21 protein-coding genes are annotated in these 19,834 nt (G+C 34.1%); 6 read left to right on the forward strand and 15 right to left on the reverse strand.

What is annotated here, in order from left to right:
* Nucleotides 1-118: 118 nt before the first annotated feature.
* Both comJ and AB1284_RS15250 read right to left on the reverse strand, forming a co-directional pair.
* Nucleotides 119-511, reverse strand: a complete 393-nt coding sequence (gene comJ / locus AB1284_RS15245) for a competence protein ComJ (protein ID WP_429754071.1) — start codon at nucleotides 509-511, stop codon at nucleotides 119-121.
* 42 nt (nucleotides 512-553) lie between these two features.
* Complete coding sequence (locus tag AB1284_RS15250; RefSeq protein WP_429754070.1) at nucleotides 554-988, reverse strand: NucA/NucB deoxyribonuclease domain-containing protein; 435 nt, start codon at nucleotides 986-988, stop codon at nucleotides 554-556.
* Nucleotides 989-1,225: 237 nt separating this feature from the next.
* Between AB1284_RS15250 and AB1284_RS15255 the strand changes: the two genes are divergently transcribed.
* Nucleotides 1,226-1,984 (forward strand): DUF3967 domain-containing protein, encoded by a 759-nt coding sequence (locus AB1284_RS15255; RefSeq protein WP_429754069.1) that lies wholly within the window; start codon nucleotides 1,226-1,228, stop codon nucleotides 1,982-1,984.
* Between the two features lie 23 nt (nucleotides 1,985-2,007).
* On the opposite strand, the gene AB1284_RS15260 is transcribed toward AB1284_RS15255, so the two are convergent.
* The gene (locus AB1284_RS15260) at nucleotides 2,008-3,294 is read right to left on the reverse strand and encodes an ATP-binding protein (RefSeq protein ID WP_429754068.1); all 1,287 of its coding nucleotides are present in this window, start codon (nucleotides 3,292-3,294) and stop codon (nucleotides 2,008-2,010) included.
* Nucleotides 3,295-3,509: 215 nt separating this feature from the next.
* On the opposite strand from AB1284_RS15260, the gene AB1284_RS15265 reads away from it, so the two are divergent.
* Nucleotides 3,510-3,710 carry a hypothetical protein gene (locus AB1284_RS15265; RefSeq protein WP_098305747.1) on the forward strand — a complete coding sequence of 67 codons (201 nt, stop codon included), beginning with the start codon at nucleotides 3,510-3,512 and terminating at the stop codon, nucleotides 3,708-3,710.
* A 108-nt stretch (nucleotides 3,711-3,818) separates the two neighbouring features.
* Complete coding sequence (locus tag AB1284_RS15270) at nucleotides 3,819-4,976, forward strand: aminotransferase A (protein WP_429754067.1); 1,158 nt, start codon at nucleotides 3,819-3,821, stop codon at nucleotides 4,974-4,976.
* A 156-nt stretch (nucleotides 4,977-5,132) separates the two neighbouring features.
* Here the strand turns inward: AB1284_RS15270 and AB1284_RS15275 are convergent, their stop codons facing one another.
* From AB1284_RS15275 to AB1284_RS15290, 4 genes are all read right to left on the reverse strand, one after another.
* Nucleotides 5,133-6,158 carry a LacI family DNA-binding transcriptional regulator gene (locus AB1284_RS15275; RefSeq protein WP_429754066.1) on the reverse strand — a complete coding sequence of 342 codons (1,026 nt, stop codon included), beginning with the start codon at nucleotides 6,156-6,158 and terminating at the stop codon, nucleotides 5,133-5,135.
* Between the two features lie 290 nt (nucleotides 6,159-6,448).
* On the reverse strand, nucleotides 6,449-7,291 hold the full coding sequence (malD, locus tag AB1284_RS15280) for a maltosaccharide ABC transporter permease MalD (RefSeq protein WP_429754065.1): 843 nt from the start codon (nucleotides 7,289-7,291) through the stop codon (nucleotides 6,449-6,451).
* Complete coding sequence (locus AB1284_RS15285; RefSeq protein ID WP_429754064.1) at nucleotides 7,292-8,593, reverse strand: carbohydrate ABC transporter permease; 1,302 nt, start codon at nucleotides 8,591-8,593, stop codon at nucleotides 7,292-7,294. It lies immediately after the preceding gene.
* Nucleotides 8,594-8,670: 77 nt separating this feature from the next.
* Complete coding sequence (locus AB1284_RS15290) at nucleotides 8,671-9,933, reverse strand: extracellular solute-binding protein (protein WP_429754063.1); 1,263 nt, start codon at nucleotides 9,931-9,933, stop codon at nucleotides 8,671-8,673.
* A 306-nt stretch (nucleotides 9,934-10,239) separates the two neighbouring features.
* Here AB1284_RS15290 and AB1284_RS15295 point away from each other — a divergent pair, with 306 nt between their 5' ends.
* On the forward strand, nucleotides 10,240-12,000 hold the full coding sequence (locus AB1284_RS15295; RefSeq protein ID WP_429754062.1) for an alpha-glycosidase: 1,761 nt from the start codon (nucleotides 10,240-10,242) through the stop codon (nucleotides 11,998-12,000).
* 240 nt (nucleotides 12,001-12,240) lie between these two features.
* Here AB1284_RS15295 and AB1284_RS15300 read toward each other — a convergent pair whose 3' ends face one another.
* Nucleotides 12,241-13,917, reverse strand: a complete 1,677-nt coding sequence (locus AB1284_RS15300; RefSeq protein ID WP_429754061.1) for a glycoside hydrolase family 13 protein — start codon at nucleotides 13,915-13,917, stop codon at nucleotides 12,241-12,243.
* A 275-nt stretch (nucleotides 13,918-14,192) separates the two neighbouring features.
* On the opposite strand from AB1284_RS15300, the gene AB1284_RS15305 reads away from it, so the two are divergent.
* On the forward strand, nucleotides 14,193-15,293 hold the full coding sequence (locus AB1284_RS15305; RefSeq protein WP_429754060.1) for an ABC transporter ATP-binding protein: 1,101 nt from the start codon (nucleotides 14,193-14,195) through the stop codon (nucleotides 15,291-15,293).
* Nucleotides 15,294-15,489: 196 nt separating this feature from the next.
* On the opposite strand, the gene AB1284_RS15310 is transcribed toward AB1284_RS15305, so the two are convergent.
* The 3 genes from AB1284_RS15310 to AB1284_RS15320 all read right to left on the reverse strand — a co-directional run bounded on the left by AB1284_RS15310 (nucleotide 15,490) and on the right by AB1284_RS15320 (nucleotide 17,074).
* Nucleotides 15,490-15,966: an SDR family NAD(P)-dependent oxidoreductase gene (locus tag AB1284_RS15310; RefSeq protein WP_429754059.1), complete on the reverse strand. Its 477-nt coding sequence runs from the start codon at nucleotides 15,964-15,966 to the stop codon at nucleotides 15,490-15,492.
* Between the two features lie 135 nt (nucleotides 15,967-16,101).
* Nucleotides 16,102-16,185 carry a flagellar motor protein gene (locus tag AB1284_RS15315; protein ID WP_429754446.1) on the reverse strand — a complete coding sequence of 28 codons (84 nt, stop codon included), beginning with the start codon at nucleotides 16,183-16,185 and terminating at the stop codon, nucleotides 16,102-16,104.
* Between the two features lie 433 nt (nucleotides 16,186-16,618).
* Nucleotides 16,619-17,074 (reverse strand): RDD family protein, encoded by a 456-nt coding sequence (locus AB1284_RS15320; protein ID WP_429754058.1) that lies wholly within the window; start codon nucleotides 17,072-17,074, stop codon nucleotides 16,619-16,621.
* Nucleotides 17,075-17,220: 146 nt separating this feature from the next.
* Here AB1284_RS15320 and AB1284_RS15325 point away from each other — a divergent pair, with 146 nt between their 5' ends.
* Nucleotides 17,221-17,655: a DUF3997 domain-containing protein gene (locus AB1284_RS15325; protein WP_429754057.1), complete on the forward strand. Its 435-nt coding sequence runs from the start codon at nucleotides 17,221-17,223 to the stop codon at nucleotides 17,653-17,655.
* 21 nt (nucleotides 17,656-17,676) lie between these two features.
* Here the strand turns inward: AB1284_RS15325 and AB1284_RS15330 are convergent, their stop codons facing one another.
* The 4 genes from AB1284_RS15330 to AB1284_RS15345 form a co-directional block, all read right to left on the reverse strand.
* Entirely contained in the window at nucleotides 17,677-17,988 is a 312-nt protein-coding gene (locus AB1284_RS15330; protein WP_429754056.1) for a hypothetical protein, read from the reverse strand.
* A 147-nt stretch (nucleotides 17,989-18,135) separates the two neighbouring features.
* On the reverse strand, nucleotides 18,136-18,645 hold the full coding sequence (locus AB1284_RS15335) for an N-acetyltransferase family protein (RefSeq protein WP_429754055.1): 510 nt from the start codon (nucleotides 18,643-18,645) through the stop codon (nucleotides 18,136-18,138).
* 5 nt (nucleotides 18,646-18,650) lie between these two features.
* Complete coding sequence (locus AB1284_RS15340) at nucleotides 18,651-18,848, reverse strand: hypothetical protein (RefSeq protein WP_429754054.1); 198 nt, start codon at nucleotides 18,846-18,848, stop codon at nucleotides 18,651-18,653.
* Between the two features lie 95 nt (nucleotides 18,849-18,943).
* Nucleotides 18,944-19,687 carry a hypothetical protein gene (locus AB1284_RS15345; protein WP_429754053.1) on the reverse strand — a complete coding sequence of 248 codons (744 nt, stop codon included), beginning with the start codon at nucleotides 19,685-19,687 and terminating at the stop codon, nucleotides 18,944-18,946.
* Between the last annotated feature and the right edge of the window lie 147 nt (nucleotides 19,688-19,834).

Genomic DNA, 19,834 nt, shown 5'->3' on the forward strand with positions numbered 1-19,834 from the left:
CCCTACTGATGGAAGTTTCACCTTATTAAAAGAACGCTATACTACTTAACAAAACAACGAAAGGCTTACCCTACATTCATAATCAACAATATACTTACGCCCTTGAAAAGCCAATTTACTAATGTAGGTTCTCTTCAAAAAACACTTCATATCTTACCTTATACAAGCCATCTGCTGAAGGTTCTTCTAGGAGAATTGCTTGCATAGTCACTATATACTCTCCTGATGGAACAAGAAAATGAAATCGATTTGCTAGTACACTGCTTATAAACACTCCTTCTTGTAACACTGTAAACGGAACTGATACTGTTCGTATTGCTTCTTTCTTTTCTACAAATTTCTGAGTAAATACCCTTACTTCACACGTATAATCAGATAAGGCTTCAAATATAATCGTTCCTTCTGCCCTAGCATAGCCTCTTTCAAAATCTGTATCCGTCCAATCTACATACGGAGATGTCCTATCTTGATTCATTACTATCAATTGTGCATAAGAAATTGTTAACTCCACTCTTTTCACTCCTTTTTCTATTAAGTGATGCGAAGCAATATATTATTTCACAACAAATTTCACCCGTGTTCCATCTGGATATTGATCTAATTTATTACCAACCCACGAGCCAGCACCTCGATTATCTGCGGGATTAATATATTCAATGTGCGCTCCTTTTCCACCTTCTTTACACATCGCCATCGGCCATTCATCACGGTCATAGCCCTTCTTTGGCGGGTATGGAGCTAGCGATTGTTTCCTTCTATCTGCAGCACCATTTCGATCAATGGTACAAATGTTAGAATGCCCTTCTTGTATTGCGTTTGCAATATGTTTCCCTGTTTCCGGATATCGTTCTTTCGGAAACTCAAGAATGCGGTCGTACGCTACCTCTTTCTTGTTTTCTGATGCTGGCGTTATCAGAACTTTGTATACCCCAATTAATAAGGACAGAATTGCAATTATTGTAATCAAAATGCCTTTTACTTGTTTCATCCAGCTTACATCCTCCATTTTCTTCCTCTTACTCTTTCATTATAACAAACTTCATATTCCTATGTTTTCAGACATTATTCTATATTCCTATCTTCTTTTCCATCAATAACATGCCATTTTGTGCAACTTTCCACTAAACATGTAGAAAACTTTCAACCTTACGACATTTTTTTTCAAAGGAAGTCCAAAACAAGAAATGGAATTGGTATACATGATACTTTTTAGGGAGGAAATGTCATGAGCGGAACATATAAAACGAAAGATGTCACAAATAAAACGGGAATTCCAAAAAATATGGTTCGTAAATATAGCCAACTTTTAGAACAACATGGCTATTTAATTGATAAAACTGCTGAATCTCGCGCGTATAAAATGGATGATTTACGACTACTAAAACTGATTCACGAGCGAGCCGCTGCATTGGAAGAAGACATTATGGAAACGATTTCATTTATACTAAAAGAAAAGGAATCTCCACCAGATTCCCCTGCTATTGTAGAGGAAAATACAGACCTACAATTAAAAGAGAAAGACCAAAAGTTTGAAGAATTTATGCACAAGTTAGATATGCTTGCTCAATTAAACGAAGCAATTATTCATCAAAATTCTACCCTTATTACGCAGAATCGTTTAAAAGATGAAAAGCTAAACGAATTAATGCACCAAGTATATGTAAAAGAATCAAAGCAAGAGGAAATGTTACAAAATCTTGTAGATCACGCAGCAGAAACTGATGCGTTGCAAAAAGAAAAAATGGATTTACTCATGAATCATATGTATAAACGCGAATCCAAACAAGAAGAAAAAATGAACAAACTTATGAATCAAGTTTATAATAAGGAAAACAATCGGGATGTTCAACTTATGCAAGTCATTCGAGAAATTCAAGAAACAAAACGATTAGTTGCTGCTTCACAAGAGCAAAGTTTATTTAAATCATTTAAAAGTTTATTCATTCGATTTAAATCTGAAAAAACAGGAGAAGTAAATAAATAAAAGTTACCGTACCTCGGTAACTTTTATTCTTTATATACTATGTTTTGCAACACAGCCGGTAAGGTAATAATCGCTGCTGTTCCTTTTCCAATTTCACTTTTATATACAAGTGTACCATTGTGAGCTTGTAAGATACTAAACGTAACCATTAATCCCAGTCCTGTTCCCTTTTCTTTCAATGAATAGTATGGTTGTCCAAGTCTCTCTAGTTGCTCTTTTGTCATTCCAACACCGCTGTCTTTAACACGAATAACAATAGATTCATCCTCTTGCAATGCAGTCACTTTTAAATACCCTTTATTTTCTTGAATTGCTTCAATTCCATTTTTTACAACATTCATAATCGCTTGTTTTAATTTTGTTTTGTCACCTATCGTATATAAATTCTCTGCAATTTCAACCTGTAAATATACACCTCGCATTGCAGCAAAGGAAGACATTAACGTCGTCATTTCAATAAGCTGTGCAGATAAACAAATATGTTCTTTCTTATCAATTTGCGGCCGAGCTAAATTTAAATAGTCTGAAATAATTTGTTCCGCCCGGTCTAATTCGGCCAAAACAAGGCGCATGTATTCTTTATTCTTAACATCTTCTGTACTTTCTAACAATTGAATAAATCCACGCACAACTGTAAGTGGATTACGAACTTCATGGGCCACGCTTGCTGCTAACTCGCTGACAATATTTAATTTCTCAGACTTTTGCATTTCAGTTCGTAACATTGCATTTTCATATAAATACTCTGTTAAATACACTTGGAATGTCATCGTCATAATCATAATAAAAGAGGCAAATATGTATTCACTATACAAATAAGATACCATTGGCGTAAAGCCTTTCTCTAACAACAAACTAACTATTTTAACCCCTAAAGAAATGAGTGTATAAAAAGATACCAACATAAAAGATAAAATAATTTTTTTATTTCTTGGAAATGCACTCCACTTTTTAGATAATAAAAAAGGGATTATAGAGATACAAATAATTTCCAGTAGCCACAACCAGTTTAAACCATGCAGAAATCCATCATATAAAATAGCCATCGCAGCTGGAATCATACCAACTGAGCCACCATACAAAAATGCACTAATTATTGGAATTTGGTGAAAATCATAATTGCAGGTTTCCCAAGCACAAACCGGATATGTCATCGAAAGGATAAGCGTAGTTGTTGATAATAATACAATAAAATAGCGATTGCGCTTTTGAAGCATGCTTTGATAGCGATTTAAACGAATTGCTTCATACAAAAATAACGGCAAAATGATGATAGCGACTTGAATCATTAAATCATGGATAAGTACCATCCCCTCATCCCCTATATTCATTTTGATATGATTATACCATTTTATTGACAAATTTGTTTTATTTTTTAGACTATTCTCAATATTACTGTAAACAATTTGTGGAAATTAATTCACAAATGTTACAACTTTTCAAAATGATTGTAAACTATGTATCAAATTGTCCTTGCACAAGATACAATAAATACAGGTTAAGAAATCGATTGGAGGAAAATAAAATGACAGGAACTGCGCTCGTCTTAAACGAGGAAAATCTTGTTGTACTAGAAAACGTTGAGAAATCGGTGTATAAAAAATTACAAGAGCAAACAGGTACAAACAATTGTGCATGCTCTATAAACAACTCAGTAATACATCTAGGAAAAGTTTCTTCCGTCCTTTGGAGTGAAGACGAAATCGATTGGGAATACGGGTATTAAACAAAAGGTCGCCTTGGCGATCTTTTTTATTTATAGCTTTTCAAAGCGATTGTATGATAAATATGATACAATAAAAAGAAATTTTGCAACGGAAGAAAGGGAGACAAAATGGAACAATTTATTAACCCTCGTGTAAAGGATATTCAAATTTCCGGAATCCGCCAATTTTCTAACATGATTCAAAATTATGATGACCTTATTTCATTAACTATTGGACAACCTGATTTCCCAACTCCTTCTTTAGTGAAAGAAGCTGCTAAGCGTGCTATTACAGAAAACTTTACAAGTTATACGCATAATGCGGGTCTATTACAGCTTCGACAAGCTGCTTGTGATTTTTTAAAAGAACGCTATGATTTAGTGTATTCCCCGGAAGATGAAACAATTGTAACGATCGGGGCAAGTGAAGCAATCGATATCGCCTTTCGTACGATTTTGGAAGAAGGAACTGAAGTAATCTTACCAGCTCCTGTCTATCCAGGTTATGAACCTATTATTCGTCTATGCGGTGCAAAACCTGTTTTTGTAGACGTCCGTGACACAGGATTCCGCTTAACAGCAAAAGCACTCGAAAAAGCAATTACAAACAAAACCCGTTGCATCGTATTACCATATCCATCAAATCCAACTGGTGTAACGTTATCAGAAGAAGAACTCAAAGAGATTGTTACAGTATTAAAGGATAAGAACATTTTTGTTCTTTCCGACGAAATTTACAGCGAACTCGTATACGAGAATAAACATATATCTATTGCAAATTTCCCAGAAATGCGAAATAAAACGATTGTAATTAATGGTTTATCAAAATCTCATTCTATGACAGGGTGGCGTATTGGTTTTTTATTTGCACCAAACTTTTTAGCTAGTCAAATTTTAAAAGTCCATCAATACAACGTTACATGTGCAACCTCAATTGCTCAGTATGCAGCAATTGAAGCATTAACAGCAGCAAAGGACGCACCCCGTATGATGCGTCATCAATACAAAAAGCGTCGTGATTATGTATACAACCGTCTTGTACAAATGGGATTAACTGTTGAAAAGCCAACAGGAGCATTTTATTTATTCCCTTATATCGGTAACTCAACCTCCTCTTCTTTTGATTTCGCATTGGAGCTTGTGAAAGAAGCTAAACTTGCAGTTGTTCCAGGCTCAGCATTTTCTGAGTACGGTGAAGGGTACATTCGTATTTCTTATGCTTATAGTATGGAAATGCTGAGAGAAGGCTGTGACCGTTTAGAAATGTTTATACAACAAAAAAACTAAGAGGAATATCCTTTCCCCTTAGTTTTTTTGCATTTATACTATCTTTTCTTCTCTTTCCAACCATCTCTTATGATAAAAAAACCAAATAATCCAACTGTTATCCAGCCAACTAATGTCACTACATATTGAATGAAATGGATTAGTCCATCTTAGATTCTATTTCAATATTTCATTACATGTTTGGCGTTTCACCAATTTATGTGGGATAATAATACACTTCGGTGAAGTTTCACAATGCTCAATTTTATCAACTAAATATTTCGCTGCTTCGTAACCTAGCTGATAAATATTTACATCGACTGTTGTTAATGGTGGATTTGCTATTTCAGACAATAATACGTTATTAAAGCTAACAATAGAAATATCTTCCGGCACAGAAATTCCCTTTTCTGATAAAGCACTTAATACACCTAATCCAATTAAATCATCCGTTGCTATAATAGCTGTTGGCTGTGCATCAAGTGTCATAAGTTCTTCTACCGCTTTTTGACCACTTTCTCGTAAAAATCCAAGATTTAAAACATACTCAGCTGGCAAAGGTATATCAGCTAGTTTTAATGCATCTGCCATTCCAGCGAGGCGATCTTTCGTAACAAGTAAATCCGAATCACCACCGATAAAAGCAATTCGTTTATGTCCAAGTGAAATTAAATATTCCGTTACTTCTCGTGCGGCTACATAGTTATCATTATCAATATATGTAATCTCTTCTTTTCTTTCATATGGTTTTCCAATGAGAACAAATGGAAAATTTTGACTGTACAAATATTCTAAAATACGGTCATTCATACGTGAATATAAAAGAATAATGCCACCGATTTGCCTTCCTTGCACCATTTTCACAACACCATTAAAAATTTCTTCTTCCGTTTCTCCCGTTGACATATACAATGAATATTCTTCTCCATGTGCAAATGAACTAATTCCTCGAATAACCTCTGGGAAAAATGGATTTTGAAACGCTTTACTCGCAGAGCTTGGCATAACAAGTCCAATCGTTTTCGTTGTTTGATTTGCAAGGCTTCTCGCATTTAAATTCGGATGATATCCTAATTCAGCCATTACTTTACGAACGCGTCGTTTTGTTTTCTCACTAATGCTCGGATTATCAGCAATTACACGCGAAACCGTAGAAGGAGCAACATTTGCTTTTTTTGCCACGTCTTTAATTGTAACTGTCATAAATTTGTTCCTCCTCTCTTTTTTATCTACATAATTTATACAAGTTACCTTTATTTTTATCCCGTTATTGGCGACAATAAGACCCTCACTGATGAAAGTTTCACTTTATTCCATTCATAAAAATTTCTATTAATGTAAATCTATATCTATATTCTCCCTCTTCATGTATTGTAAGGGATAGAGCCTTATTTTCCTATACTATATACTATTTTTTAAAAAATTACCCTGTTCTTATGTTATCTAAATCGATATTCCTATTAAAAAAAGATAAATGGAACATAATGTCCCATTTACCCCTTCGTTCCCCCAGCTGTTAAACCAGAAATAAAGTATTTTTGCAAAGATAAAAATAAAATTGAAATTGGTATCGCAATTAATACCGATCCTGCCGCAAATGTTGTAAATTCATTACCGAATTTTTTCGCTACCATTTCATATAGCCCAACAGCTAACGTATAATTTTCTGGTGTGCGTAATATAATACTCGCTAAAATAAAATCAGTAAATGGGCCGATAAAAGTAAATAATGCTACAACCGCAATAATTGGTTTTGCCAAAGGCATAATAATTTGCCAAAAAATCCGAAAATGCCCTGCCCCGTCCATACGGGCTGACTCGTCTAATTCTTTTGGAATTGTATCAAAGTACCCTTTCATGAGCCACGTATTCATTGGAATTGCACCGCCAACATAAATTAAAATCAATGCTAGATGTGTATCAATTAATCCTGTCAGCTGTGCTAATATATACAATGCAATTAATGCTGAAAAGTTTGGAACCATTTGAAGAATTAAAAAGGTTAGTAACCCATTCTTTCTCCCGACAAAACGATATCTCGAAAACGCATATGCTGTAAAACTAATTGACAATACAGAGAAAATCATTGTCAAAATACTAACTTTCAATGTATTTTTATACCAAAGTACATAGTTGCTTTGTGAAAGGTCCAATAGTTTTCTGTAATGATCCAGCGTTGCATTTTTAGGAATTATGCTTGATCCCGACAAACTATCTCCTGGGTTAAACGAGGAGCCTATAATCCATAATAATGGATAGAAAATAATAACACACATCATGAAAATTACGAAATAACTTAATGAAAGACGTAACATCTTCTGTCGTTTTATATTCATTTACATCATATCCTCTTCTTGGAATGATTTTGTTCTTTTAAATTGCCATAAAGCAACTGAAATAACGATTACCGATAATATCATCGTTAATGCTGCTGCTTTTCCATATTGAGCTGATGTCATCGTTAACTTATAAATCCAGGAAATTAAAATATCCGTTCCACCTGCATTTTGTCCCGCTACAGCTGGACCACCACCATTAAACAGATAAATAATACTGAAATTATTAAAGTTGAATGTGTATTGTGTAATTAAAATAGGAGCAGTCGCATATAAAACAAGCGGCAATGTAATTTTACGAAATTGTTGCCAAGCTGTCGCACCGTCTACCGTAGCAGCTTCATACAATTCACCTGGAATCGATTGCAGTATACCTGTCGTCATCGCAAAAATAAAGGGAAATCCGAGCCATGTTTGAATAAAAATTAAAGCGATTTTCGACCAAAATGGATCTGTCATCCAAGCAATGTTTTCAATTCCAAATAGAGCTAACACTTGATTATTAATTGCTCCAAATGATTCGTTAAACATACCAGCAAATACGAGAATAGATACAAACGCCGGAACAGCCCAAGGTAAAATGAAAATTGTACGAATTACTGCTTTTCCTTTAATACTTGGTTGATTAACTAAAATGGCTAAGAAAATACCAAGTGCAACTTGTAATGTCGTTGCCACAAAGGTCCAAATCACAGTCCAAGAAAATACACTTACAAATGTGTCTCGCCACATTGGCAATGTAAAAATATCAACAAAGTTTTTAAACCCAACCCACTCTACAAGTTTTGCAGGAGGAGAATGATATAAATCATAATTGGTAAATCCAATTAATAGGACGAAAATAATTGGAAGTACAACAACAAAAATTAATAGAAGAAAACCTGGTGAAACCATCAAATATGGAAAACCTTGATCTAATAAATGATGATATTGCTCTTTCACAGAGTTCAGTGGTATTCCTACATCACGCTTTTTCCCGTTTTGATACGCATCATATAAATTAAAGGTATATACACCTAGTCCAAACGCAATAACGATAAGCGCTAAAATACCTTTTACTAATAGAAAAATAGAGTGATCACGAGGAACTTCTGTACCGAGCGTTACAATTCCCCATAAACCGATATTTAACAAATCAGCAAATGCTACAAAAAAGGAACAAGTTAATACTAGAAAAATAATACCTTTTACATATTGTTTATTGTACAGTTGACCAATACCTGGAATAATAGACAACGCTGCCGCTGTTTTTCGGTGTTTTGAACCGTTTACTGCATGTGTTGGTTCAAAGGATGTTTGCATAGTTCTTCCCCCTTTTTTCTTCCCCTTGGAAGGAGGAGAATTCGTGCCTCTTGTTTACAAAAGACACGAATTCTATATTATTTTTTCTTGCTATGATTTGCTTCAATATTTCCTTTAATTTGTTTCACAGCCTCATCAAGTGCCGCTTTTGGTTCTTGTTTACCTGTTACAACTAATTGCAGCGCATCACCAGCTGGTTTCCAAACTTCTTGCATTTCTGGAATATTCGGCATTGGAATACCATTTTCGGCTTGTGTCACTACTGCTTTTGCAGCTTCGTTATTTTTAATAACCGGATCTTCCATAACTGATTTCACTGGCGGAATTTCTTTTGTTTTTTCAAAACGAATTTTTGCATTTTCTTCATTTGTTACCCAATCAGTAAATTTTGTTGCTAAATCTTTATTTTTTGAGAAGCTTGTTACATGCCATCCTTTTACACCAACAAATGTTTTCATCGGCTGACCATTCGGTAATTTTGGCATTGGAGCTACACCATAATCAATTCCTGCTTTTTCCATCGCCTGGAATGCCCATGGACCATTCATAATAGAAGCAGCTTTTCCTTCATTAAATAATCCATCTGCAGCTGGTCCCCCAGACTCACCGATAATTCCTTCTGGAAATAGTTTTTCTTTATACCATTTTTGAATATATTCTGCACCTTGTACTGCACCGCTATTATTTAATCCAATATCAGCTACATTTGGTTGTCCGTCTTTCTCACCAAATACATAACCGCCCATACCAGCCATAAATGCATTCGCAAAATAGAAGTTATCTCCTAATGCTAAAAATCCATATTTCCCGTCCTTCGTAAATCCTTTTGAAAAATTAAATAGTTCATCCATCGTTTCTGGTGCTTTTGGCATTAATTTTTTATTGTAAATGAATACAGGTGTTTCAATCGCTTTCGGTAACCCATATAATTTTCCATCATACGTTTGCGCTTTTAGCGACAAATCAGTAAACCTATTTTTAACAGAATCATCCACTTTTATCTCAGAAAGTAACCCCTCTGTTGCTGCATCCCCGATTTGATCATGCGGTAATGTTACAACATCCGGTCCTGTACCAGCTGGACCATCAAGACGAAGTTTTTTTACTTGTTCTGTCATCTGAATCTCAACAACTTTTACTTTTACATTATATTTCTTTTCAAAACTTTTTACGGCTGGATCTAAACCAACACCTTTTTTCTGATCTTCCCAAACAAGAAGATCATAATCTTTCTTCTCCTTGCTCGCTTCCTTTTTTCCTGAATCTTTCGGTCCGCATGCCGATAACATACCGATTGCCAAAGCTGAAATCGTTAATAAAGATAACGCTTTTTTCTTCATCCCTAAATACCTCCCCAAATTATGTATATGGTACTCTAATTAATGAAAACGTTTGCAACTAATAGTTTAATAGAAGCACAAACAACTTTCTAATCTATGAAAACGTTTGCGCTATTTGTCTATTATTATACATACATTTAGATGTTTTGCAAATATTATTTTTCAAAAAATTTACGCAGTTATTCTTTATATTCATTGACTTTATATGGAATGCGTACTACCCTTATAAGCAATATTAAAATTATATAAAAAGCAATCGTTTGCAATATATCCTTATTTTAAGAACTAGTAGAGGAGGGTTTTTATATGTTGAAAGAAGCAATATACCATAGACCAAAAGATAATTACGCATACGCTTACAATGAAAGAACAATTCATATTCGGCTACGTACGAAAAAAAATGACGCAAATGTAGTATCCTTCATTCATGGCGATCCATATGAATGGCAAGAGGGAAAATGGGTAACACAAAAAATACCAATGAAAAAGAGTGGCTCGACGGATTTATTTGATTATTGGTTTGTATCAATTGAACCAAAATTTAAGCGTTTACGATACGGATTCGAACTGAAAAGCAGTACTGAAGCTATCACTTATACAGAAAGAGGCTTTTTCTCTGAAGCACCAGCTGACGACGTCGGCTATTACTTTTGCTTCCCATTTATACATGAAAAGGATGTTTTTACGGCTCCCTCATGGGTGAAAGATACAGTATGGTATCAAATTTTTCCAGAACGATTTGCTAATGGAGATTGTACATGTAATCCAGCAAACACTCTTCCTTGGGGCAGTACAGATCCAACTGCAACAATTTTTTTTGGCGGGGATTTCGTCGGCATTATGAATCACCTTGATTACCTTGTAGAACTTGGTATTTCCGGCATTTACTTTACTCCAATCTTTACAGCACATTCTAATCATAAATATGACACGATTGACTATATGGAAATTGATCCTCAATTCGGGACGAAAGAAACATTTCATAAGCTTGTGGAAGCATGTCATCAACGTGGGATAAAAATAATGCTAGATGCCGTTTTTAATCATAGTGGATACTTTTTTGATAAATTTCAAGATGTTCTTGAAAAAGGAGAAAACTCTTCCTACAAAGACTGGTTTCACATTCATGAATTTCCAATTGTAACAGAACCTTTGCCTAATTACGATACATTCGCTTTTACACCGCATATGCCAAAATTAAATACCACTCATCCAGCTGTAAAAGAATACTTACTAGAAGTGGGACGTTATTGGGTACGAGAGTTTCACATTGACGGCTGGCGACTTGATGTAGCAAATGAAGTGGATCATAGCTTTTGGCGTGAATTCCGCAGTGAAATAAAGGCGATCAATCCTGATGTCTACATTTTAGGCGAAATTTGGCATGATGCTCTTCCATGGTTACAAGGCGATCAATTTGATGCCGTTATGAGTTATCCAGTTACAAACGCTCTTCTTTCTTATTTTGCAAATGAAACCATTAGGGCGAATGAATTTATGTACCAAATTACTGAATCTTTACATTCATATTCTATGAATGTAAACGAAGTTGCTTTTCACCTATTAGATAGCCATGATACACCACGAATTTTAACAACCTGTAACGGTAATAAAGAAAAAGTAAAATTACTCTATGTATTCCAACTCTCTTTTATCGGTTCACCCTGCATTTATTACGGTGATGAAATTGGAATGGAAGGCGAAATGGACCCAGGGTGTCGAAAATGTATGATCTGGGATGAGGATAAACAGGATAAAGAATTATTTCAACATATACAAACATTAATTTCACTTCGAAAACAATATAAAGCCTTTGGCGGACATGGTTCCTTTCAATGGATTGAAGCTAATAACAAACACAATTATATTTCTTATACAAAAACATATGGAAAAGAAACGATATTATTTGTTTTAAATCCAACAAATAATAAAATTACAGCTCCTATCCCTTTTGATATGGCTGGCAAAAAAATTGTAGATCTGTATACAAAAGAAGAGTTTTCCGCAGAAACAAACTTATTACAAATTACACTTCTACCATATGGATTTTCCATTTTAAAATGGTGAAATTAACAAGCCTTGTGCAAAAAATTACACAAGGCTTTTACTATATTTATCCGTGACAAAGCAGCAAGCATTTTAACGAATCTATCATGGTCAGCAACCACTCCAGAAACTGATGTAGATTGTATTATCCAATGTATCGTTTTATGTACTAACATATCGCCCCTATTGTTACTTGCCATTCTAATCGAGAAACAAGAGAGACCTGTCTCCAAGCCTCTCTATTATCTACTTACATATTTCTCATTTCAATTTATACACCCTCGTTTCATAAGGCTGTAAAATAATATTTTCAATTGTTTCATCCTGCACATCATAATTGTGTATCAATAACTCTACATTACTGTACTCTATCTCTTCCGTTAATTCAAATACACATGAATCCTCCGTAAAGTTTGCAATGACAAGTAATTTCTCACCTTTCCATGTTCTTACGTAAGCAAAAATAGATGGATGATCTTCTAGAATTAAATCATATGTACCATACACAATTATTTCGTACTTTTTACGAAGTTCAATCAATTTCTTATAATAATGAAAAATAGAATTTGAATCATGTAATGCCTGTTTCGCATTAATTTCTTTATAATTAGGATTTACTTGCATCCATGGCTTACCTGCTGTAAACCCAGCATGTTCACTGTCTTCCCATTGCATTGGCGTCCGAGCATTATCGCGTCCTTTAGCATAAATAGATTGCATCACTATTTCATGATTCTCACCACGTTCACTTACTTTTTCACGATACATATTCAGTGTTTCAATATCGCGGTACTCATCAATTGAAGTAAATCGGACATTTGTCATTCCAATCTCTTCACCTTGATAAATATAAGGGGTTCCCTTCATCATATGAAGTACCGTCGCTAACATTTTCGCTGATGGAATACGGTAAGTTTTATCATTACCAAAGCGAGAGACAACACGAGGTTGATCATGATTGTTCCAATACAAACTATTCCATCCTGTATGTTCTAATGCCTTTTGCCACTTTGTTAAATTCTCCTTTAATGTAACAAGCGAACATGGCTTTACATCCCATTTACCGCTTTCCCCAGAATCTAAATCCATATGCTCAAACTGAAAAACCATTTGTAATTCCTGACGATCTTCAGCTGTGTAAAGCTTCGCCTCTTCCGTTGTTACACCAGGCATTTCACCAACTGTCATAATATCATATTGAGATAACACTTCTTGATTCATTTCATGTAAATACGTATGAATATTAGGTCCATTCATAAAATATTGATGACCTGATACATACCCCTCTGCTTCTGTATTCACAGCTGGTAATCCCTCAACTTTTGAAATAAAGTTAATGACATCCATACGAAAGCCGTCAATTCCTTTATCCAGCCAAAATTTCATCATCTCATAAATCTCTTTTCGTACATGTTCATTATCCCAATTTAAATCTGGTTGCTTTTTTGAAAATAAATGTAAGTAATATTCATCTGTGGTTTCATCATACTGCCAAGCAGACCCACTAAAAGCAGCTCCCCAATTATTTGGTTCTTTTCCGTTTTTTCCTTTACGCCAAATATAGTAATCTCGATATGGATTATCCTTTGACTTCCGGGATTCAACAAACCAATTATGTTCATCTGAAGTATGATTAACAACTAAGTCCATCATTAACTTCATGTTACGTTTATGCATTTCATCTAACAATTGATCCCAATCGTTCATCGTCCCAAACTCATCCATAATCTTACGATAATTACTAATATCATAACCGTTATCGTCGTTTGGAGATTCATAAACCGGTGATAACCAAATTACATCTATCCCTAGTTCTTGTAAATAATCAAGCTTTGAAATAATTCCGCGAAGATCACCAACTCCATCACCATTACTATCCATAAAACTACGCGGATAAATTTGATATACAACACTTTCTTTCCACCATTGTTTCTCCATCATGCTACCCCATTTCATTATTTAATCGCAAAACAGGCGCAAACGTTTTCATTAGTGAATGATAACAGATTTTAAATAAAATGAAAACAATGCTTACATTCTTTGTATTGACTAAAAAATAAAATTAAAGCTCTTTTAATATAAAAACACGCTATTTATGCGCACACTTTCTTAAATTTATGAAAACGTTTTAATTTTTTATTTCTTTTTTTTATGCATTAATTTATAATAAAAACAAAGAAAACGTTTGCACAATTTTGCTAGGGGGAAAAGTCATGTCAGAACTAAAATTAGAAAATATTTATAAAATATACGATAATAATGTAACAGCAGTAACAGATTTTAATTTGCACATACAAGATAAAGAATTTATTGTATTTGTTGGTCCATCTGGATGCGGAAAATCAACAACATTACGAATGGTCGCTGGTTTAGAGGATATTTCTAAAGGGGAATTCTCAATTGATGGCAAAGTAATGAATGATGTTCCTCCAAAAGATCGCGACATTGCTATGGTCTTTCAAAACTATGCACTCTATCCTCATATGAGTGTTTATGATAACATGGCATTCGGCTTAAAACTTCGCAAAATACCAAAAGACGAAATTGATCGCCGTGTGAAGGACGCAGCCCGTATTTTAGGACTAGAAGAATATTTAAATCGAAAACCAAAAGCATTATCTGGAGGTCAACGGCAACGTGTTGCATTAGGACGTGCCATTGTTCGTGATGCAAAAGTCTTCTTAATGGACGAACCGTTATCAAACCTAGATGCAAAATTACGCGTAACAATGCGATCAGAGATTTCTAAGCTTCATCAAAAACTAGGAACAACAACCATTTATGTAACACATGACCAAACAGAAGCTATGACGATGGCATCACGCCTTGTTGTTATGAAAGACGGAAAGATACAACAGATTGGAACACCAAAAGAAGTATATGAAACACCAGAAAATGTTTTCGTTGGCGGATTTATTGGCTCTCCTGCGATGAACTTTTTCCGTGGTCAGTTAACAGAAAATCACTTTGTAATTGACAATAAGATAAAAATTAAAGTATCTGAAGGGAAAATGAAACTACTAAGTGAACAAGGCTATATCAACCAAGAAATTATTTTAGGAATTCGCCCAGAAGATATTCATGATGAACTCTTATTTTTAGAAGCTTCACAAGATACAACATTTACAACAAAAATTGATGTTGCTGAACTATTAGGTGCAGAATCTATTTTATATATGAAACTTGGAGATCAAAATTTTGCAGCACGTGTTGATGCAAGACATACTTTTACACATGGCGATCATATCAAGCTTGCTTTTGATATGAACAAAGCACACTTCTTTGATGTAATAACTGAAAAACGCATTCGCTAAATAAAGTGAAACTTCTATCAGTGTTTTTTCATCCCCTATCTATCTTCTGCGGCTCGCTCAGAATCGCAGGACGTTGGAGCCGCTAGAGCTGGACAATGCTTTTCTCTGAACCTTGAGGTGGGGGACCTCACTGCCCGCGAATAGCGGGATAAAAAAGAAACCGTCCTCAATTTATACGTGGACGGTTTTCAACTTATTATACTAAAGATTCTACTGTATGAAGTGACTGTTCCTTTGTACTGATAACACCCAAAATAGGTAGATCACTCAATCTCACTTCTTCTTGCTGCCCTATAAAAGATGACCTCAATTGTTTTATTTCTATCCAGACGTCATTTATGCAAAGCGCATTGGAATCGTTCTCTTTTTCATAAGAAAAAATTGGGGCTATTTTATATAATCCCGCATTATTAAACAACATATCTATTCTGCTATAGGTTTCAATTGCAACTTCTAAAACATGTTGCCAATCACTTTGCTTACTCATATCGTGAGTAACAAAAAGTGCAGCTCCACCTAAATCTACAATTTCCTCCACTGTTGCTTGTCCGTTTTCCTCATCAATATCGGTCACAATTACCTTTGCACCTTGTCCTGCCAACAAAAGAGCCGTATTACGGCCAATGCCGATGCCTCCACCTGTTACAACGGCAACTTTTCCTGCTAGCTTCATCGTCATTACCCCTTCTGGTTAGTCTCAACGTCATACAGTATACTCTTTTTTTTTTTAGCATCCGCAAGCAGAAAAAGATAGATAGATAGATATATAGATAGATAGATATAATATAATCGTTTACTTTCGAGATTTCTATTTTTTCTTACTATTATACTGATCAAAAACTAAACCAACAAAAATAAGAATCCCCCAAAACAATAAACTTTCTCCTGTCATTTCACTTCCTCCCCATATAAAAAATACAAACTCTTTATTGTGAATATTTAGTATCATCTTAATATTCCGTCTATTTACCGTAAAAAAAGCGCGTCTTTCCGTGACGCGCCATCAATATGGAGGGTACTATATAGGAGATGCCTGTCCTATATAAATTCTATTATACCAATTGAAGATATCGAATTTTGTAAAAATTTAGACTTAATAAAAATATTTTTACAAAATGTTAATTTTCACAACATATATTTCCTATTCAATAAAAAACCCATAGTGTCCTTCATTATACTAACAAAAATCTCTGATAATAGTATAATCAGTTATTTCACTTGAGTTATTACTTGTATCTCTATAAAATTGAAACATTTCATCTTTACCAAATTACACAAAAATTTTTTCGAATTTAAAAGAGAGAGGCAATCTCTTCCCTCTCTCCCTACACAATACTCATAACTTTCGTTTTTACTATAAGATCATGGAAACCACTATTATCACTTCTAAACAACATCATGTATATATTACATATTGCTGGGATTCCAAGTAGTAATATGTTTGGTACTAGCAATACAATAAACCTCATTATTAATATTCCTAACGTTAACTTTTCACTTGTAAGCGATACAAGTTTTGTACGTGTAATTTTTTTCCCTGGTGTATATCCATTCCAAATAAATGGTAGAATAATAAAATAAAGCGCCATTAATAAAAATACAAGCCCAAGATCATAACGGATGTCTCCTGAACTCACATTAAAACGATTCAAAATCGCTTTATAGTTTCCTGTTGTAATTGCAACAACAGCACCATACAAAACAGAAATGAAAAACATATCGATTATTGCAGCCCCTAGACGATTCATAACAATCGCTGGTTGATGTATTTTCAACTTCATGTTGTGCCGACTCCTTTTTTCTATCCTTTATTAACTGTTTCATCGTATCATGTCTAAAAACAGTTGTAAACAACTCATAAATTGGTGTTTTATTTTCTTTTCCTGTAAAATATGTATCAATCATATTCCGGAAGGAGGAGCTCATATTGAAACGCTTCATCATCATTTGTTCTCTCATATTTTTAACTAGTTGTTCAACAAATTTTAATCCATCTCATTACAGCGTTGGAGATGAATATGAGCTCATTAATGTTTCAGGCAATGCACTAGAACTTTTTCCTAAAGCAGACGCTTTATACGCCTCCCAATATATCCCACCAGAAATTGTAGAAATTGCTTGGAACGACACCTATATTTTAGCAAAGCAGATAGAAAAAATAGATGATCCTAATAACCCTGATGCTTCTATTACAAATGAAACGACAGAAAATTATTGGATTATCGATTTAAAAAATAACCGCAGATTTGGTCCCTATACAAAAAAACAATTTGAAGAACAAAAACAAGAATTTCGTATCCCTAAACAAGTTCAATTACAAAATATAAAAACTTACTTTACAAAAGAAAAAAAAACATCTTAAAAAAAGGTCAAATGAAACATTTCATCTGACCTTTTCCTCTGTATTTTCTTTATAAAACAACATTCTATAAACAATGGTTCCAAACATAATACAAAATAACAACAGTAATGCCTGTTGAATTAATACAAGATGCAGTTGTAAAATGGTTTGAACATTATCATGATAGTTATAGTATCCCCATCCGTATAAAAAGACGAATACGACTATAAGTATATAGATTTTATATTTATAGAAATAATGTGCAATACCCATTCCAAATCCAAATAGTACTCCTATATATACAATTTCATATAGAAGATGAGTAAGTGATAGTTGCTCGATTCGTTGTAACATATATAATAATCCTATTTGAAAGCAAACAGCTATAATAAACCCGACCAAAACCGTGAACACTCTCACGGATTGTCTCTCCTTTCATTCTATTCACTTCATTATATTCACGAAGTGATAAAACGAGCAGGCCATTGCCGGGAATTGCTATTACATGAAAAGAGTTTGTATATCTTTCCAACCGTACGCAATTTCTTTTACGTGTAATTCTTCAATTTCTTTCTCATCTAAAAAAGAAGCTTGTAACGCTTCATAAAAGTATTTAGACGGATTGTTTGCTACTACCCAAACAAGCATAGAACAGTATCCGTTCTTATACAAATCTGCTGCCACTGCTTTTATCAATCTTTTCCCAAGTTGGTTACGCTGATATGCCTGTAAAATATATATTGCATATAACTCTCCGTCATACTCATATATACCAGTTCGCTCTTTCCCGCCATCTGCAAAACCAACTATTTTCCCATCAATTATCTTGGCAACATAAACATATGACTGCTGCTTCTGTAATATTTGTTTCCACAACGCTTCTCGTTTCTCATACGATTTTTTATCTAACACTTCTTTCGGCATAATGCCTTCATATGTTTCTCTCCAACTATCAACATGAACACGTGCAAGCTCTTTTGCATCATTTATATTTGCTTTGACAATATACATGACGTTTACTTCTCTCCCCTTTGATTATACTCTATATGTTCTCGTTTCATCGTTATAACAGCTCCGCAGCTCTTACATACTTCCACCTCTGCTGTCATTTCTGCAAGCGGAACAATATAACTTCCAACATTACTTTCTATATAAGGTGACATAGTGCCTTTTTCTATTTCTTTACTACCACATATGTAGCATCCCTTATTCATTTTCATTTCCCTCCTAAACGCTATATGTGTATAAATTCTCTACAAAACGACATATTTCCTGTCCTACTAGCAATGAAGAAAAAACCATTTCACTATTATAGTGAAATGGTAAACGTTTGTGGTTCTGCTATTTTTTCATGTGTATCGCCTATTGCAAGTACATCTGTTGTAAAAGAAACTGTATTTACTTTTTCATGATTATCACTTAGTAAAAGTCCAATTAATCCTTCTCTTGTTTCTCCAGAACTATAATCCTCTCTCGATACACTTTTTGTACCAACAAGCGTATCTTCTGCATATAAGAAATTTTTCGTTGGCACATGAAATTGTTGTGTTTCATTTACAGTTACATCATTCATAGAAAAGAACTGCATTTCTTTATCGCCAGTATTTTCAACCTTATATGTAATTTCAACATATTTAGCGGTATCACCAATATCTTGTCCACTTAATGAAGCATACCATTCTGCCTCTGCTTGGTCCATTGTCTTACCTAAACGACTTTGTACTTCTTCTGGATTTAATTTTGTATACATTTTCAGCGTCTCTTTTGTTTCATCTTCCATATTCGATAACGTGATAACTCTCACATTTTCTACATAGATTTTCATCGTTCCAACTGTAAATGTTTCATTTACATGTTTGATTTGTTCTAATTTTAGAGTACCCCAGTTTTTTTCTTTGATTTCTTGCCCAGCTTTTGTTAATTGTATACCGCCGTACTCATTCGTTTCTGGAATGGCCTGTTTCTTCGGTTGTTTCACTTTTCCTTGGTGAGTACAACCACTTAAAACAATAACAAAACTACACAAAATACAAAATACGTTCCATATTTTCATTGTCTTTCTCCTTCTATGCTTTAAAACAACGATTGAATTACTTTTATATTAATTATTTTTTCTATGAATATAAAGTAAAGTTTCTTTCAATTTTTGTTAATATTTAAATACAAATAAAAAAACAACATAGATAACCCTTTCTTTTTA

It is taken from the genome of Bacillus sp. S2(2024) (assembly GCF_050474045.1).
GTDB classification, from domain to species: Bacteria; Bacillota; Bacilli; order Bacillales; family Bacillaceae_G; genus Bacillus_A; species Bacillus_A yunxiaonensis.